Raw genomic sequence first — 14437 nt, forward strand, 5'->3', positions numbered from 1 at the left:
CTGCCCGCCGACCGGAAGTGGTCGACGGGCAGCCGGTGACGCTGGGTCAGTCGTTGTAGCCGTGGCCGCTGCGGTGGCGCAGGCGCCACCACGGGCCGGTGATGGCGAGCATGATGCCCGGCTCCTGGATGTTGGCGAACAGCGTGTGGCCGTCCTCGGAGAAGGTCACGCCGGTGAACTCGCTGAACTCCGGCTTCTCGGCGGTGCCGATGTTCAGGTCGTTGCGGGCGATCGGGTAGGTGCGGCCGTCCTCGGTGGTGCCGAAGAGGTGCTGCACGCCCTCGCCGTCCTCGGCGATGACCAGGCCGCCGTACGGCGAGACGGTGATGTTGTCCGGGCCGTCGAAGTTGCCGTGGTCGCCGGCCACGTCGGTGTTGACGCCCAGCAGCACCTTGAGGGTGATGGTGCGCCGGTTCGGCTCGTAGAACCACACCTGGCCGTCGTGCTGCACCGGGCTCTCGGTGCGGGCGAAGCTGGAGACGAAGTAGAAGCCGCCGTCACCCCACCACATGCCCTCCAGCTTGCGGGAGCGGGTGACCTCACCGGCCGCGAACTGCTTGCGCACGGAGACCGTCTTGGCGTCGCGGTCCGGGACGTTCACCCAGTCCACGCCGTAGGTGCTGCCGACCTTGGTGACCCGGGACAGGTCGTCGACGAAGGTGCCGTGCGAGTCGAAGACCTTGAAGGCCTCCAGCTTGCCCGCGTCGGCGGCCAGCTTGCGGAGCTTGCCCTTGCCGTGCTTGAAACCGGCCGGCGGGGTCCAGCGGAACAGCAGGCCGTTCGGGTTCGAGGCGTCCTCGGTCAGGTAGAGGTGGCCGCGCTTCTGGTCCACCACGACCGCCTCGTGAGCGTACCGGCCGAGCGCCTTGATCGGCTGCGGGTCACGGTTGGCGTCCTGGTCGTGCGGGTCGACCTCGAAGATGTACCCGTGGTCCTTGGTCATGCCGTTCTGGCCGGCCTTGTCCTCGGTCTCCTCGCCGGTCAGCCAGGTGCCCCAGGGGGTCGCGCCACCGGCGCAGTTGGTCGAGGTGCCGGCGATGCCGACCCACTCCCTGACCTCCTTGCCGTTCTTGCGGACCTCGACCACGGTGCAGCCGCCGCCCGCGCCCGGGTCGTAGACGTGCCCGTCCAGCAGCGGCACCGGGTGCGGGAAGTTGGTGCGCGGGCCGCGGATCTCGTGGTTGTTCACCAGCACGGTGCCACCGCGCGGGCCGTCGAAGGCCGCGGTGCCGTCGTGGTTGCTGGGGGTGCTCTCACCGGTGACCAGCTTGGTCTTGCCGGTGTAGGTGATCACCTGGTACTTGAAGCCGCGCGGCAGCGCGAGGATGCCGTCCGGGTCGGGGAGCAGCTCGCCGTAGCCGGTGGCGCAGCGGGCCGCCTCGGCGGACTCGGCGGCGGGGGCCTCGCCGCCGGACGGCGCGGCGACGGCACCGGGGGCGGTGGCCAGCACCTCGGCGCTGCCGGCGATCAGGACGCCGGCCCCGATGGCGGTGGAACGGTTGACGAAGTCCCGGCGGGACAGCGACATATGAGTCACTCCTGTGAGGTGGGGCCGCTGTCCGGACGTTCCCGGCCGACGGCGTACTCGGTGACGGCGAGTGGGCCGCCGCCGACCAGCAGACTCCGCGCCCGCGATGAACCCCTGGTGAACCGGACACCGCCTCCGGGTGGTGATTTGCGGACCGTATCCGAACAAGCGGACGGGGCACCGTCAGATCGGATACGGCCCGTCAACTCCCGGCCCGACGGACCGTCAGCGTTCGACCCGCTCCACCCGCCACTGCTCCCAGGCGGTCAGCCAGGCCTCCTCGGTCACCGGCGCGCTGCCCGGGGTGCGCGGCGCACCGCCCAACCAGAGGCGCTCCCAGGCCCGTTGGGCCGGGAGGCTGGGCACCTCGCTGGCGAAGACGGTGAACCGGATGACCTCCTCGACGGCGGCCTGGCCCTCCGGCGTGCCGATCGCCCAGTCGGTGTTCTGCGCCAGCCTGGTCAGGTGGTTGACCATCGCGGTGACCGCGTCGCCCGCCTCGTCCCTGGTCTCCGAGGCCAGCCGCATCTGCTGCCGGACGGCCGCCTCCCAGCGCACCGCGCCCGCCTCGCCGCGCAGCCGCCTGGGCAGCCTCGGCACCCGCCTGGCCCGGGCCTGCGCCGCCAGCACCACCGCCTCGTGCACCGCGTGCTCGACCACCGCCCGGTGCGCCTCCAGGCCCGCCACCGGCGGGAGTTCGCGCTCCTCCAGGATGGCCCGCTGGGCCTGCTGGCGGGCCAGCTTGCGCATCAGGTCGGTACGGCCCAGCACGTACTTCTCGAAGTCCTCGATCCGGCGCAGCTCGACGCCGCCCGGCGGGACGCCGCGCCCGGTCACCTGGACGGTCACGCCGTCCACCCGCAGCCGGCCTGCCCAGACCGGGGCCGGGGTCCCGCCCTCGGGGCGGCGGTCCTCGTGGATCTGCACCGCCCGGGGCTCGCCCTCGACCGTGATCCACTCACGCAGGGCCCGGACCGCTCCCGGGCCGTCACCCTCGTCGATCTCCAACTGCTCGTAGACCCGGTCGCGTTCGTCCTCGACCACGTCCTCCAGCTCCGGCAGCGGCTGCTGCTCGGCGCCGGGGCGGTAGGTACGGACCGTCACATAGGGGCCATCGGCGGAACTCCAGTCGCCCGAGCGGACCTCGACCCAGCCCAGCCGGCCGTTCTGCACCTCGTACTCGGCGAGCGCGTCGCTGTCCTCGGGCGGATCGGGGACCGCCGGGGGCGCGCCCGCGGCGCCGCGCGCCGGGTCGGCACGGTGCAGGCCCGGGCCGCGCTCCGAACGGTCGACCCCGTAGACAGGGAAGTCCGCGTCCGCGAGCACCCGGCGGCTGTGCTCCTCGTGGTCGGCGTAGTAGTCCTCGGGCTCCTGGGGCCTGGTCGCGTTCTGCCTCGTCATCCTCTGCCGCACCCCCGCGTGCTCGCCTGACCGTCGTCCACGACGGACCGCACCGGGCCTGGCCCGGCACCCCGCGTCGCGTCCGCCCCACGATACGGGGCCCGGACCCACTGGGCCATCAGCTTCGCTCGTACGGTTGGCAGCCCGGCTTCCCGGCCCCGTCCGGCCGGGATTGTCAGTAGCCTTGCCTACTCTGGGAGGTATGACCGCAGCCACTCCGGCCTTCCCTGCCAGGATCAGCATCGTCACCCTCGGGGTGACCGACCTGGCCGCCAGCACCGCCTTCTACCAGGCGCTCGGCTGGGCGCGCTCCGCCGCCTCCAACGACGACATCGTCTGGTTCCGCACCGCCGACTCGGCGCTCGGCCTCTTCCCCACCGAGGAGCTGGCCGCCGACGCGGGCATCCCCGCGACGGGCGAGCCCTCCTTCCGCGGCGTCACGCTGGCGGTGAACCTGGAGTCACCCGAGCAGGTCGACGCCGCCCTGGCGGTCGCGGTCGGGGCCGGCGCCACCGTGGTCAAGCCCCCGGCCGCCACCGACTGGGGCGGCTACTCGGGCTACTTCGAGGACCTCGACGGCCACCTCTGGGAGCTGGCGCACAACCCCTTCTTCCCCTTCACCGACTCCGGCCAACTCGACCTCCCGTAGCCCCCGGTGGACGCCAACCACTACCGGCTGACCTCGGTCTGGCAGCTCCCCGCCGAGCCGCTCGGGGTCTACCGGATCCTCCGGGACGTCGAGCACTACCCGCGGTGGTGGCGGCAGGTGCGCTCGGTGCACCGGCTGACCGACCACAGCGGCGAGCTGGTGATACGTTCCGCACTGCCCTACCGGATCCGGCTGACCGTCACCGAACGGGAGCAGGACACGGTGGCCCTGACCCTGGCCGCCGAGCTGACCGGCGACCTGGTCGGCTGGTCCCGCTGGACGGTCCACCCCGAGGTCACCGGCAGCCGGGTGGTCTTCCAGGAGGAGGTCCGCCCGGCGAAGGCCCTGATGCGCCGACTGGCCCCGGTCGCCCGCCCGCTCTTCCTGGCCAACCACGCGGCGATGATGCGCAGCGGCGAGCGCGGCCTCCGGCGCCTGCTGACCCGCTGACCTCAACCGCTCCGCGCGAGCGCGGCCCCAGGTGCCCGGTGGACCGCCGACGTCAGCCGTTCTGCTGCGAGCGCGCCTTGAACGCGGCCTTCCGCGCCTCCTTGGCCACCGTACGGTTCAGGTGCAGCTCGCCGATCGCCTCCAGCACGTCCGCCGTGTACGGGTGCCTGACCCGCCACAGCTCGCCGAAGTAGCTGGCCGGGTTGTCGGTCACCGGCAGCTCCGCGATCAGCCGGTGCAGCACCTCGGCGTCGCCCTCGCTGGTCAGCAGCTGGGCGGCGAAGCCGTCCACCAGCGTCCACAGCACCATGCCGCGCTCCGGCGGCGTCACCTCCTGGCCCTGCCCGCGCAGCCAGGCCCGGACCGCCCCGCCCAGCTCCGGGTCGTCCAGCACCTCGGCCGCGGCCGGCCGGGCCGCCTCGCCGATCGTCTCCAGCGCCTGCACGCTGAGCATCCGCCGGACCGGGCTGTGCTGGTCGGTCCCCCGGGAGGCCGCCAGCAGCTCGCGGGCTGCGGTCTCCGGGTCGCGTCCGGCCAGCCAGACCAGCACCTCGCGCTCGGGCAGCACGTTCGCGGTCTCGGAGACCGCCCGCAGCAGCGCCTCGGCATCACCTTGGGCCAACTCGCCCACCAGCGGAGCGTCGTAGCCCTCCTCCAGCAGCCACTGCCGGACCGCGTACTGGCCGAGCGGGGTCAGCCGGACCAGCCCGAACCGGGCCGACTCCTCGTCACTCAGCTCGCCCTCGCCGACCGGGGAGTCCTCCTCCTCGAACAGCTCGGGGTCGATCGGCTGGTGCTCCAGCAGACCCAGCTCCGCCAGATCGCTCAGCATCGGGTCCAGAGTGATCATCAGATCGGTGATGTCGCCGAGCAGTTCCTCGTCCGGCTCCTCGCCTTCCGGCACCACCAACAGCGCGGCCAGCACGCCCAGCGGCACGGTCTCCTCGCCGGGCTCGGCGAAGGCGGTGGTCTCGTAGAGCACCTGGAGCGCCTCGTCCAGCAGCTCGGCCGCCGCCCGGCGGGACTCCTCCACCGCCGCGAGCCGCTCCTCGTCGTCCTCCTCGGCCTCGGCGTCCTCGTCCGCCAGGTCCAGCGAGTCCGCCTCGGCGGCCAGCTCCCGGACGATCCCGGCGGCGGTCAGCCAGAGCTCCAGGACCGTCTCCTCGTCACCCGCCTCGGCCGGCTCCAGGTCCGGACCGGGGATCGCCACGTGCTCGCCCGCCTCGGTGGTGCCGATCTCCACCAGGTCCAGGTCACAGGCCAGCGACCAGGCCCGCATCGCCTCGACCTCGGCCTCGTCGTCCCCACCCTCACCCTCGCTGCCGCCGCCGAGTCCGAGCAGCTCGGCGGCCGGCGTCCGGTCCTCCTCGACCAGGTCGCCGAACTCGTCCACCCGACGGTGCGGCGCGGCCCAGCGGGCCAGCTTCAGCGCGTGCGCGATCAGCGGCACCGCGAGCGCGGCATCGGCCAGCTCCCGTTCGGAGGGCAGCTGGATCGGGGGTACCAGCACCGCCGCGTCGTCCTGGTCCTCGTCCTGCCCGTGCGCGGCGAAGGCCCCGTACAGGTCCGCCAGGTCGAAGTCGGCGGGCAGCAGGCGCTCGGCAGCCGCGCGGTCCGACGGGGTCTCCGACGGGTTGTCAGGGGTGCTGCTGCTGCGTCCGGACATCGTTGCGAGGTCTCCCGTGGTGGCGGTGGTCACTGCCGGAGGGACCGTCTGGGTGGCGGTCCGTCAGCTCAGCGTATCCGTACCGGCGCCCACCCGCCGGTACCCACCACACGACCGGGTGAGCTGACGGAGTCGGTCCCGCACCTGCCGACGTGGCGGATCCGACACCCGGCACGGGGCCTCGGCACCGCTCTGACCACGTATCCTGCATCAGGAACGGTGCAAAACCCTGGTACCGGCCCCGGGCAACGAAGCCCAACCCCGTACACCCCCGCCCCACCAGGGCCCACCGTCCGGCCACCACCCCAGGCCAGGTCCGGCCCACGGTGGTGCCCGGCCACAGGAGATCCCTGACATGGCGGACCTCTCCCCCGCCGGCGCCGGACTGTCCACTGCACAGTTCGAAGGACGCCGGCTCTCGGAGGCCCTGCTCCCTCTGGAGCTCGCACCGCGTACGCAGCTCCAGCTCGCCGCGATCAGCCGCTGGAACGCGCTGCGCGGCATCCGCGTCGGCCTGGTGGCCGCCGCCCTGCTGTTCCTGCTGATCGGCGCCAACCTGGCCACCCCGATCTACCCGGTGCTCCAGCGACAGCTCGGCCTGACCGCGCTCGACACCACCGTCCTCTTCACCGTGTACGTCTTCGCGCTGGTCCCGGTGCTGGCCGCGGTCGGCCACTGGTCCGACCACCTCGGCCGACGCGCGATGATCCTGCCCGCCGTGGCCCTCGCGGCCGGCGGCGACGTCCTGTTCGCCACCGCGGACAGCTTCTGGCAGCTGGCCCTCGGCCGGGCCGTCCAAGGCATCGCGGTCGGCTTCGCCACCGGCGCGGCCGGCGCCGCCCTCGGCGACCTGCTGCCCGACCGCCCGACGCTGGCCGCCAAGCTCACCCTGGCCTGCTCGGCCGGCGGCGTGGCTCTCGGCCCGGTGGTCGGCGCCACCCTCTCCTCCGGCGAACACCCGCTGCTGACGCCGTTCCTGCTGCACGCCATCGCGCTGCTGGCGCTCTGCGTCCCGCTCGCCCTGGTGCACCCCCGGATGCCCGGACGCCAGCGGCCGCCCGCCGCCCCGCCGCGCATCACCACCCCCGCCCACCTGCGCCCGCAGCGCCTGCGCCTGCCGCGCACCGGCCGCCGGGAGTTCCTGCTCGCCTCCGGCGCGGGCTTCGTCTCCTACGCGGTCTTCGGCGTCTACCTCAGCCTGGCCCCGGCCTTCTCCGCCAAGCTGCTCGACACCACCTCCTCGCTCACCGGCGCGGTGGTGGCCGCCCTGCTGCTCGGCTCCTCGGCCACCGCCCAGCTGCTGGTCCCGCCCACCGCCGACCGCCTGGTGATCGCCCTCGGCATGGCGGGCTTGGCCACCGGCCTCGCCCTGGTGGTCACCGCCCTCTACACCGGCACCCCGGCGCTGCTCTTCCTCGGCAGCATCCTCGGCGGCTCCTGCCAGGGCGTGGCCTTCCGCTCCCTCTTCACCACCGCCGTCGCCGCGATGAACCCCGAACGCCGCGGCAGCGAGCTCTCCACCCTCTGGGTCATCGTCTACCTCGGCTCCTCCCTGCCGATCGTCGGCGTCGGCGCCCTGAGCCAGCACTACGGCCTGCTCCCGGCCGTCAGCGGCTTCGTCGGGATGGCCGCCCTGGCCTGCCTCGGCCTGGCCGGCGCGGTCCTGCGGCAACCGGCCCGGTAGACACTGCGGGATTGGCTGCGCCAACAGGGCGCGGGGAACTGAGCGAACCGGAAGACTGCGCACCCGCAAGCCAAACTCGGTGAGCCCAGTTGCACGTGCCCGTTGTAAGCAGAGGGGCCCGACCCTCCGCGAGGAGAGCCGGGCCCTTCTGTGACGCTCGATCAGACGTTGAAGCCGAGCGCCCGCAGCTGGTCGCGGCCGTCGTCGGTGATCTTGTCCGGGCCCCACGGCGGCATCCAGACCCAGTTGATCCTGAGGTCCTGGACCAGGCCGTCGGTGGCGGTCTTGGCCTGGTCCTCGATCACGTCGGTGAGCGGGCAGGCCGCCGAGGTGAGGGTCATGTCGATGGTGGCCACGTCGGACTCGTCGATGTGGATGCCGTAGATCAGGCCAAGGTTGACGACGTCGATGCCCAGTTCGGGGTCGACAACGTCCATCAGGGCCTCGGTCAGGTCCTCGACGGAGACGGTGCCGGCCGTGGTGCCGACGATCACGGTCGGGCCCTCGGTGGAGGGCGCCGCCGCCTCGGCCGGGGTGCCGGCCTCGGTGTCGCTCATGAGTGTTTCCTTAGGGGTCGTCAGACGGCGGGGTGTTCGGCGAGCGCCTTGGCGGTGGCGTCCTTCCAGGCCATCCAGCTCAGCAGCGCGCACTTGACCCGGGCCGGGAACTTGGAGACACCGGCGAACGCGACCGCGTCCTCCAGTACGTCCTCGTCGCCGACGCCCTGGCCCTTGCTCTGCATGAGCTCCAGGAAGGCCTCCTGGATCGCCTGTGCCTCGCCCACGGACTTGCCGACCACCAGGTCGTTCAGCACCGAGGCGCTGGCCTGGCTGATCGAGCAGCCCTGGGACTCGTACGAGACGTCGGCGATGACCGCGCCGTCGAGCCGCACCCGCAGGGTGATCTCGTCGCCGCAGGTCGGGTTGACGTGGTGCACCTCGGCGTCGCCGTCCCGCAGCCCCTTGCCGTGGGGGTTCTTGTAGTGCTCCAGGATGATCTCCTGGTACATCGAGTCGAGCTTCATTCCGCGCTCACCCCTCAGCCGAAGAAGTTCCGGACGTGGTGCAGACCGTCGATCAGGGCGTCGACGTCGGCCGGCGTCGAGTACAGGTAGAACGACGCCCGCGTGGTCGCGGGGATTCCGTACCGCAGGCAGACCGGCCGCGCGCAGTGGTGGCCGACCCGGACCGCGATGCCCTGCTCGTCCAGCACCTGCCCCACATCGTGCGGGTGGATGTCGCCGAGCACGAAGGAGATCGCCGCACCGCGGTCGACGGCCGTGCGCGGGCCGATGATCCGCAGGTCGGGGACCTCCAGCAGCCGCTGCACCGCGTACTCGGTGAGGGTGTGCTCGTGCTCCGCGATCCGGTCCATGCCGATGGCCGACAGGTAGTCGATGGCCGCACCGAGCCCGACTGCCTGGGCGATCGGCGGGGTGCCCGCCTCGAACTTGTGCGGGGCCGGGGCGTAGGTCGAGGCGCCCATGGTGACGGTCTCGATCATCTCGCCGCCGCCGAGGAACGGCGGGAGGTCCTCCAGCAGTTCCTGACGGCCCCACAGCACGCCGATGCCCGTCGGGCCCAGCATCTTGTGGCCGGTGAAGGCGACGAAGTCGGCGCCCAGCTCCTGCACGTCGAGCACCATGTGCGGAGCGGCCTGCGAGGCGTCGATCAGCACCAGCGCGCCGACGTCCTGGGCACGCCGGACGATCGCCTCGACCGGGTTGACCGTGCCCATCAGGTTGGAGACCAGCGTGAAGGAGACGATCTTCGTCTTCTCGTTGATCAGCTCGTTGATGTTCGACAGGTCGAGCCGGCCCTCGTCGGTCAGGCCGAACCACTTCAGCGTCGCGCCGGTGCGCTGCGCGAGCAGCTGCCACGGCACGATGTTGGAGTGGTGCTCCATCTCGGTGATGACCACCTCCGCGTCGGCGTCGACGCGGTACGGCTCCTCGGCCCAGCCCAGCATGTTCGCCACGAGGTTGAGCGACTCCGAGGCGTTCTTGGTGAAGATCACCTCGTCCCGGCTCGGCGCGTTGATGAACGCGGCGACCTTGTCACGGGCGCCCTCGTACAGCGCCGTGGCCTCTTCGGCCAGCACGTGCACGCCGCGGTGCACGTTGGCGTTGTGCCGCTCGTAGTAGCCGTTCAGCGCGTCGAGCACCTGCTGGGGCTTCTGCGAGGTCGCCGCGTTGTCCAGGTAGACCAGGGGCTTGTCGTCGTGCAGCACCCGCTGCAGGATCGGGAAGTCCTTGCGGATCGCGTCGCCGAACTCCTGTGCCTCGGCCAGCAGACCGGCGAGCGCCGAGTCGGGATGGGTTGTCACTCGGAAGCGCCGCCCTTCACGTATGCCGCGTAGCCCTCGTTCTCCAGCTTGTCCGCCAGCTCGGCGCCACCGGACTCGACGATCCGGCCGGCCGAGAAGACGTGCACGAAGTCGGGCTTGATGTACTTGAGGATCCGGGTGTAGTGCGTCACCAGCAGGGTGCCCACCTCGCCGGAGGAGGCGACCCGGTTGATGCCCTCGGAGACCTGGCGGAGCGCGTCCACGTCGAGGCCGGAGTCGGTCTCGTCGAGGATGGCGATCTTCGGCTTGAGCAGCTCCAGCTGGAGGATCTCGTGGCGCTTCTTCTCGCCGCCGGAGAAGCCCTCGTTCACGTTGCGCTCGGCGAAGGCCGGGTCCATCTGCAGGGCGGCCATCGCCTCCTTGACCTCCTTGACCCAGAGCCGCAGCTTCGGGGCCTCGCCACGGATGGCGGTGGCGGCGGTGCGCAGGAAGTTGGAGACCGAGACGCCGGGGACCTCGACCGGGTACTGCATGGCCAGGAAGACGCCGGCCCGGGCGCGCTCGTCGACGGACATCTCCAGCACGTCCTCGCCGTCCAGCAGCACCGAGCCGCCGGTGACGGTGTACTTCGGGTGCCCGGCCAGCGTGTACGCCAGGGTGGACTTGCCGGAGCCGTTCGGGCCCATGATGGCGTGGGTCTCGCCCTGCTTGACCGTCAGGTCGACGCCCTTGAGGATCTCGCGGGGGCCGCTCTCGGTCTCGACGGAGACGTGCAGGTCACGGATTTCAAGCGTTGCCATATGTACTCAGGACTCCTGGTTGACGGAGACGAGCACATCGTCCCCTTCGATCTTTACGGGGTAGACGGGGACCGGCCTGGTCGCGGGCAGCCCGGAGGGCTTCCCGGTGCGCAGGTCGAAGCTGGAGCCGTGCAGCCAGCACTCGATCGCGCAGTCCTCGACCTCGCCCTCGGAGAGCGACACGTTCGCGTGCGAGCAGATGTCGTTGATCGCGAACACCTCGCCCTCGGTGCGGACGATCGAGACCGGTACGCCGTTCAGCTCGACGCGCTTGGGCGTGTCTTCCGCCAGCTCGCTCAGCGAGCAGGCTCGGAGGAAGCTCATCAGACCGTCGCCTCGAGCTCGGCCTCGATCTTCTCCATCAGCTGGTCCTGGATCTCGGCGACGCCGATCTGCTGGACCAGCTCGGCGAAGAAGCCGCGGACCACCAGGCGCCGCGCGTCGTCGGCCGGGATGCCGCGGGACTGCAGGTAGAAGAGCTGCTCGTCATCGAAGCGGCCGGTCGCCGAGGCGTGGCCGGCGCCGACGATCTCGCCGGTCTCGATCTCCAGGTTCGGGATCGAGTCGACCCGGGCGCCGTCGGTGAGCACCAGGTTGCGGTTGTGCTCGTAGGTGTCGGTGCCCTCGGCGGCGGCGCGGATCAGCACGTCGCCGACCCAGACCGCGTGCGCGTCCTTGCCCTGCAGCGCGCCCTTGTAGACCACGTTGGACCGGCAGTGCGGGGTGTCGTGGTCGATCACCAGGCGGTGCTCCAGGTGCTGGCCGGCGTCCGCGAAGTACAGGCCGTACAGCTCGGCCTCGCCGCCGGGGCCCGCGTAGTTGACCCGCGGGTGCAGCCGGACCAGGTCGCCGCCGAAGGTGACCACGACGGACTTGAGCGAGGCGTCCCGGCCGATCAGCGCGGTCTGCTGGGCGACGTGCACCGCGTCCCGGTCCCAGTCCTGGACCGAGACGAAGGTGAGCTTGGCGCCGTCGCCGAGCACCAACTCGACGTTGGCCGCGCGGACGCCGGTGCCGGTGTGGTTGAGCACCACGACCGCCTCGGCGAACGGCTTGACCTCGATCAGCACGTGGGCGAAGGCGACGCCGCCCTCACCGTGCACGTCGATCTTCACCGGCTCGGTGAGCACGGCGTCCTGGGCCACCGTGACGACCAGGGCCTGGCCGAAGGCGCTGAACGCCTGCGCGGCGACCCGGTCGACCGGCTTGCCGGCCTTGCCCAGCCGGGCGTCGTCGCGACCGACGGTCTCGGCCGTGGCGCCCTCGGGCAGCCCCAGCTCGATCTTGTCGGTCCCCGACGCGCCGTCGGCGGCGGTGCCGTCGTGCAGCCCGCCGAGGCGGTGCATCGGCGTGAACCGCCAGTCCTCCTCGCGGCCGTGCGGCACCGGGAAGTCGGTCACGTCGTACGAGGGCTTGACCGCGACGCGGGCGTCGATCGGCTGCTGCACGGTGGCCCGGCCGGTGCCGGGACCGGCCAGCTGCGCACCGGCCCCGGCGGTCCCGACCTCGATCGAACCGGCGGTCGTCGAGCCGGTGGTGTTCTGAACGTCAGCCATGGCTGTCGTGGTGCTCTCTTTCCTGGGGAACGGACTGGACTACGGGCGGCTGGCGTCAGCCGACCGAGCCCTCCATCTGCAGCTCGATCAGCCGGTTGAGCTCCAGCGCGTACTCCATCGGCAGCTCGCGCGCGATCGGCTCGACGAAGCCACGGACGATCATCGCCATCGCCTCGAACTCGGTCATGCCCCGGCTCATCAGGTAGAAGAGCTGGTCCTCGCTGACCTTGGAGACGGTGGCCTCGTGACCCATCGACACGTCGTCCTCGCGGACGTCCACGTACGGGTAGGTGTCGGAGCGCGAGATCGTGTCGACCAGCAGCGCGTCGCAGAGCACGTTGGACTTGGCGCCCTTGGAGCCCTCGCCGATCTCGATCAGACCGCGGTACGACGTCCGGCCACCGCCGCGCGCCACCGACTTGGAGACGATGTTGGACGAGGTGTTCGGCGCCATGTGCACCATCTTGGCGCCGGCGTCCTGGTGCTGGCCCTCGCCCGCGAAGGCGATGGACAGCGTCTCGCCCTTGGCGTGCTCGCCCATCAGGTAGACGGCCGGGTACTTCATGGTGACCTTGGAGCCGATGTTGCCGTCGACCCACTCCATGGTCGCGCCCTCGTACGCCACGGCGCGCTTGGTGACCAGGTTGTAGACGTTGTTCGACCAGTTCTGGATGGTCGTGTAGCGGCAGCGGCCGCCCTTCTTGACGATGATCTCGACCACGGCACTGTGCAGCGAGTCCGAGGAGTAGATCGGGGCGGTGCAGCCCTCGACGTAGTGGACGTAGGCGTCCTCGTCGACGATGATCAGCGTCCGCTCGAACTGGCCCATGTTCTCGGTGTTGATCCGGAAGTAGGCCTGCAGCGGGATGTCGACGTGGACACCCTTCGGCACGTAGATGAACGAGCCACCGGACCACACGGCCGTGTTCAGCGCGGCGAACTTGTTGTCGCCGACCGGGATCACGGTGCCGAAGTACTCCTTGAAGATCTCCGGGTACTGCTTGAGCGCGGTGTCGGTGTCCAGGAAGATGACGCCCTGCTCCTCCAGGTCCTCGCGGATCTGGTGGTAGACGACCTCGGACTCGTACTGCGCCGCGACACCGGCGACCAGGCGCTGCTTCTCCGCCTCCGGGATGCCGAGCTTGTCGTACGTCGCCTTGATGTCGGCGGGCAGGTCCTCCCAGGACTCGGCCTGCTTCTCGGTGGAGCGAACGAAGTACTTGATGTTGTCGAAGTCGATGCCGCTGAGGTCGGAACCCCAGGTCGGCATGGGCTTCTTGCCGAACAGCTTCAGGCCCTTGAGACGCAGGTTGAGCATCCACTCCGACTCGGACTTCTTCGCCGAGATGTCGCGGACGACCTCCTCGCTCAGCCCGCGCTTGGCCGTGGCACCGGCGGCGTCCGGGTCGGACCAGCCGTACTCGTAGGTGCCGAGACCATCGAGCTCGGGGTGCGAAACGGTGTCAGTCATGCGAGGTTCCTCCGCGCGGACGCAGGTTCGGATGGAGTAGACGTACCGGCAGTCGGCACTGCACCGGGCAGCGGGCGGGTGCCTGCTGACGATGCGGCACCGGGTGCCGGCACATAGGTGGTGCAGACCCCGTCGCCGTGGGCGATGGTGGCCAGCCTTTGCACATGGGTGCCCAGGAGCTGGGAGAAGACCTCGGTCTCCGCCTCGCAGAGCTGCGGGAACTGCTCGGCGATGTGCGCGACCGGGCAGTGGTGCTGGCAGAGCTGGGCGCCGGCCGGGGCCGCCGGAGAGGCTCCCGAGGGCACTCGCCGCACCGTGGCAGCGTACCCGTCGGCACTCAGCGCCTGCGCGAGTGCCTCCGTACGGGACTCCGCCCCGGACCGCTCCAGCGCGTCGCGGTAGCGGTCGCCCTGGCGTCCGAAGCGGGCCCGGGCGAAGGCGGTGACCGCCTCCTCGCCCGCCTTGCCGCCACCGACCGCCTCGGAGATCCAGCGCAGCGCGTCGGCGGCGAGCTGGTCGTAGGCCTGGTAGAAGGCGTCCCGACCGGATTCGGTGAGGGCGAAGACCTTGGCCGGACGGCCCCGGCCGCGGCTGCCGTAGACCCGCTGCTCGCGGGCGTCGACCAGACCGGCCGCGGCCAGACCGTCCAGGTGCCGGCGGACCGCGGCGGCGGTCAGCCCGAGCCTGGTGGCCAGGTCGGCGGCGGAGGAGGGCCCGTGGTCCAGGATCGACCGGGCGACCCTGTCCCGGGTGGCCTGGTGGCCGTCCCCCTCGGCTGCGGGCAGCGCAGAACCGGGGGCCGACTCGGCCTCCGGCAGCTGGGCGTACTCGCGCATGTTTTTCACAACACGATTGTTGCGTAATTCGTTCCGGAGGGACAACCCGTGATCCACGACGCATCGGTGGTGTCAATCACGCAGGCAAGCCTTACCTGACCTGCGGAGAT

At 71.3% G+C, this 14437-nt stretch carries 14 protein-coding genes; 3 read left to right on the plus strand and 11 right to left on the minus strand.

Annotation, left to right across the window (positions count from 1 at the left end):
• Positions 1 to 46: 46 nt before the first annotated feature.
• Complete coding sequence (locus ACKUU6_RS09320; protein WP_407988019.1) at positions 47 to 1528, minus strand: alkaline phosphatase PhoX; 1482 nt, start codon at positions 1526 to 1528, stop codon at positions 47 to 49.
• Positions 1529 to 1753: 225 nt separating this feature from the next.
• Complete coding sequence (locus ACKUU6_RS09325) at positions 1754 to 2929, minus strand: hypothetical protein (protein WP_407988020.1); 1176 nt, start codon at positions 2927 to 2929, stop codon at positions 1754 to 1756.
• Between the two features lie 202 nt (positions 2930 to 3131).
• Here ACKUU6_RS09325 and ACKUU6_RS09330 point away from each other — a divergent pair, with 202 nt between their 5' ends.
• Both ACKUU6_RS09330 and ACKUU6_RS09335 read left to right on the plus strand, forming a co-directional pair.
• Positions 3132 to 3578: a VOC family protein gene (locus tag ACKUU6_RS09330; RefSeq protein ID WP_407988021.1), complete on the plus strand. Its 447-nt coding sequence runs from the start codon at positions 3132 to 3134 to the stop codon at positions 3576 to 3578.
• 6 nt (positions 3579 to 3584) lie between these two features.
• Positions 3585 to 4028, plus strand: a complete 444-nt coding sequence (locus ACKUU6_RS09335; RefSeq protein ID WP_407988022.1) for an SRPBCC family protein — start codon at positions 3585 to 3587, stop codon at positions 4026 to 4028.
• A gap of 52 nt (positions 4029 to 4080) precedes the next feature.
• On the opposite strand, the gene ACKUU6_RS09340 is transcribed toward ACKUU6_RS09335, so the two are convergent.
• Positions 4081 to 5694 carry a hypothetical protein gene (locus ACKUU6_RS09340; protein WP_407988023.1) on the minus strand — a complete coding sequence of 538 codons (1614 nt, stop codon included), beginning with the start codon at positions 5692 to 5694 and terminating at the stop codon, positions 4081 to 4083.
• A gap of 355 nt (positions 5695 to 6049) precedes the next feature.
• Here ACKUU6_RS09340 and ACKUU6_RS09345 point away from each other — a divergent pair, with 355 nt between their 5' ends.
• Positions 6050 to 7378: an MFS transporter gene (locus ACKUU6_RS09345; protein ID WP_407988024.1), complete on the plus strand. Its 1329-nt coding sequence runs from the start codon at positions 6050 to 6052 to the stop codon at positions 7376 to 7378.
• 161 nt (positions 7379 to 7539) lie between these two features.
• Here ACKUU6_RS09345 and ACKUU6_RS09350 read toward each other — a convergent pair whose 3' ends face one another.
• The 8 genes from ACKUU6_RS09350 to ACKUU6_RS09385 are packed head-to-tail and all read right to left on the minus strand — an operon-like array spanning position 7540 to position 14327.
• The gene (locus tag ACKUU6_RS09350; protein WP_403036140.1) at positions 7540 to 7935 is read right to left on the minus strand and encodes a metal-sulfur cluster assembly factor; all 396 of its coding nucleotides are present in this window, start codon (positions 7933 to 7935) and stop codon (positions 7540 to 7542) included.
• Positions 7936 to 7955: 20 nt separating this feature from the next.
• Positions 7956 to 8402, minus strand: coding sequence for a Fe-S cluster assembly sulfur transfer protein SufU (sufU, locus tag ACKUU6_RS09355; protein ID WP_407988025.1), 447 nt, complete (start codon positions 8400 to 8402; stop codon positions 7956 to 7958).
• Between the two features lie 14 nt (positions 8403 to 8416).
• Entirely contained in the window at positions 8417 to 9670 is a 1254-nt protein-coding gene (locus ACKUU6_RS09360; RefSeq protein WP_407992074.1) for a cysteine desulfurase, read from the minus strand.
• A 29-nt stretch (positions 9671 to 9699) separates the two neighbouring features.
• Positions 9700 to 10464 carry a Fe-S cluster assembly ATPase SufC gene (sufC, locus tag ACKUU6_RS09365; RefSeq protein WP_407988026.1) on the minus strand — a complete coding sequence of 255 codons (765 nt, stop codon included), beginning with the start codon at positions 10462 to 10464 and terminating at the stop codon, positions 9700 to 9702.
• Positions 10465 to 10470: 6 nt separating this feature from the next.
• Positions 10471 to 10788 carry a bifunctional 3-phenylpropionate/cinnamic acid dioxygenase ferredoxin subunit gene (locus tag ACKUU6_RS09370; protein WP_407988027.1) on the minus strand — a complete coding sequence of 106 codons (318 nt, stop codon included), beginning with the start codon at positions 10786 to 10788 and terminating at the stop codon, positions 10471 to 10473.
• Positions 10788 to 12020, minus strand: a complete 1233-nt coding sequence (gene sufD / locus ACKUU6_RS09375) for a Fe-S cluster assembly protein SufD (RefSeq protein ID WP_407988028.1) — start codon at positions 12018 to 12020, stop codon at positions 10788 to 10790. The genes ACKUU6_RS09370 and sufD overlap by 1 nt, the downstream gene beginning before the upstream one ends.
• A 55-nt stretch (positions 12021 to 12075) precedes the next feature.
• The gene (gene sufB / locus ACKUU6_RS09380) at positions 12076 to 13491 is read right to left on the minus strand and encodes a Fe-S cluster assembly protein SufB (protein WP_407988029.1); all 1416 of its coding nucleotides are present in this window, start codon (positions 13489 to 13491) and stop codon (positions 12076 to 12078) included.
• Complete coding sequence (locus ACKUU6_RS09385) at positions 13488 to 14327, minus strand: helix-turn-helix transcriptional regulator (protein WP_407992075.1); 840 nt, start codon at positions 14325 to 14327, stop codon at positions 13488 to 13490. Before ACKUU6_RS09385 ends, sufB begins: the two co-directional genes overlap by 4 nt.
• Positions 14328 to 14437: the final 110 nt, after the last annotated feature.

The sequence above is a fragment of the Kitasatospora sp. CMC57 genome, from assembly GCF_045866025.2.
Taxonomy (GTDB): Bacteria; Actinomycetota; Actinomycetes; order Streptomycetales; family Streptomycetaceae; genus Kitasatospora.

What these genes read in the sequence shown, in the direction of transcription:
- ACKUU6_RS09340 (WP_407988023.1), bottom strand. Translation starts at nt 5,694, where the DNA reads ATGTCCGGACGCAGCAGCAGCACCCCTGACAACCCGTCGGAGACCCCG.
- sufU (WP_407988025.1), bottom strand. Translation starts at nt 8,402, where the DNA reads ATGAAGCTCGACTCGATGTACCAGGAGATCATCCTGGAGCACTACAAG.
- ACKUU6_RS09385 (WP_407992075.1), bottom strand. Translation starts at nt 14,327, where the DNA reads ATGCGCGAGTACGCCCAGCTGCCGGAGGCCGAGTCGGCCCCCGGTTCT.
- sufD (WP_407988028.1), bottom strand. Translation starts at nt 12,020, where the DNA reads ATGGCTGACGTTCAGAACACCACCGGCTCGACGACCGCCGGTTCGATC.
- ACKUU6_RS09345 (WP_407988024.1), top strand. Translation starts at nt 6,050, where the DNA reads ATGGCGGACCTCTCCCCCGCCGGCGCCGGACTGTCCACTGCACAGTTC.
- ACKUU6_RS09370 (WP_407988027.1), bottom strand. Translation starts at nt 10,788, where the DNA reads ATGAGCTTCCTCCGAGCCTGCTCGCTGAGCGAGCTGGCGGAAGACACG.
- ACKUU6_RS09320 (WP_407988019.1), bottom strand. Translation starts at nt 1,528, where the DNA reads ATGTCGCTGTCCCGCCGGGACTTCGTCAACCGTTCCACCGCCATCGGG.
- ACKUU6_RS09325 (WP_407988020.1), bottom strand. Translation starts at nt 2,929, where the DNA reads ATGACGAGGCAGAACGCGACCAGGCCCCAGGAGCCCGAGGACTACTAC.
- sufC (WP_407988026.1), bottom strand. Translation starts at nt 10,464, where the DNA reads ATGGCAACGCTTGAAATCCGTGACCTGCACGTCTCCGTCGAGACCGAG.
- ACKUU6_RS09350 (WP_403036140.1), bottom strand. Translation starts at nt 7,935, where the DNA reads ATGAGCGACACCGAGGCCGGCACCCCGGCCGAGGCGGCGGCGCCCTCC.
- sufB (WP_407988029.1), bottom strand. Translation starts at nt 13,491, where the DNA reads ATGACTGACACCGTTTCGCACCCCGAGCTCGATGGTCTCGGCACCTAC.
- ACKUU6_RS09330 (WP_407988021.1), top strand. Translation starts at nt 3,132, where the DNA reads ATGACCGCAGCCACTCCGGCCTTCCCTGCCAGGATCAGCATCGTCACC.